At 63.3% G+C, this 1,514-nt stretch carries 1 protein-coding gene; it reads left to right on the forward strand.

Features of this window, described 5'->3' with window-relative positions:
* On the forward strand, positions 1 to 1,514 hold a 1,514-nt coding region (locus RMCN_RS17765; RefSeq protein WP_165604456.1), incomplete at both ends, for a non-ribosomal peptide synthetase.

The following is a 1,514-nucleotide window of genomic DNA, read 5'->3' on the forward strand; positions in this document are numbered from 1 at the left end:
GGATGTGGGTGCGGATCTGACGGTGGGGGAGTTGTTGGCTCAGGTGCGCCGGCGCTGCTTGGCTGCTTACGAGCATCAGGATGTGCCCTTCGAGGTGTTGGTGGAGCGACTCAATCCCACCCGAAACCTCGCCCACCACCCCCTGATACAGGTCGCGCTGGCCTGGCAGAGGAACGAACCTGTGGTGCCGCACATGGGCGACCTGGAGGTCACCACCCTTCCGGTCCACACCGGAACAGCCCGCATGGATTTGACGTTCTCACTGGCCGAGAACTTCGCCAGTACCGGTGAGCCGGCGGGAATCTGCGGACTGGTGGAGTTCCGTACCGACGTGTTCGACACAGCCAGCATCGAAACGCTGATCGGGCGGCTCGAGCGAATCCTGGTGGCGATGACCGCCGACCCGGCCCGGCGGCTGTCAGCCGTGGATCTATTGGATGCTTCTGACCGCACCCGAATTCACGAACTCAGTAATCGCGCTGTGCTGACACGTCCGGCATCTGACCGGTCGATTCCGGAGCTGTTCGCCGAACACGCGTTCCGCGCTCCAGAAGCAGTCGCGGTCAGTGCCACAGGCGTCGAAATGTCATATCGGGACCTTGATGAAGCTTCGAATAGATTGGCGCACTTGCTGATCGGTCAGGGAGTCGGTCCGGGCGAGCGTGTGGGGCTGTTGGTGCCGCGGTCGGCGGGTGCGATTGTGGCGATACTGGGGGTGCTCAAGACCGGCGCGTCGTACGTGCCGATCGATCCGGGACTGCCCGCGGATCGGATCGGCTTCATCCTCGGCGATTCCGCGCCGGTAGTGGTCATCACTACGGAGGAGCTGCGGCCACGGTTGGATGATCACGGCGTGTCAATCGTCCAGATCGATGCTCGAGCGACCGACCTTCAACCTTCTCCGGCTTTAGACCCCCCGCGCGGCGAGGACATCGCTTACCTGATTTACACCTCAGGCACGACCGGTACACCCAAAGCGGTGGCGATCACGCACAGCAACGTGACGCAATTGTTGAGCTCCCGGGACGTCGAGTTCGGCTCGGGGCGCGCGTGGACCCACAGTCATTCGTTGGCTTTTGATGTGTCGGTGTGGGAGATCTTCGGTGCTCTACTCAGTGGCGGGCGGGTGCTGGTGGTACCCGATTCGGTGGCCGGGTCACCGGACGACTTCCTCGCGCTGTTACGCAGCCAGGATCGCTGCGTTTTGACTCAGACTCCTTCTGCGGTGGGGGTTTTGGGTGTGGAGGGTTTGGAGTCGGTGTCGTTGGTGGTGGTGGGTGAGGCGTGTCCGGCGCAGGTGGTGGATCGGTGGGCGCGGGGTCGGGTGATGGTTAATGCTTATGGCCCGACGGAGACGACGATGTGTGTGGCGATCAGTGCGCCGTTGGTGGTGGGTTCGGGGGTGCCGCCGATTGGTGTGCCGGTGGGTGGGGCTGGGTTGTTTGTGTTGGATGGTTGGTTGGGGCAGGTGCCGGTGGGTGTGGTGGGGGAGTTGTATGTGGCTGGTGTGGGGG

This window comes from Mycolicibacterium novocastrense (assembly GCF_001570485.1).
GTDB lineage: Bacteria > Actinomycetota > Actinomycetes > Mycobacteriales > Mycobacteriaceae > Mycobacterium > Mycobacterium novocastrense.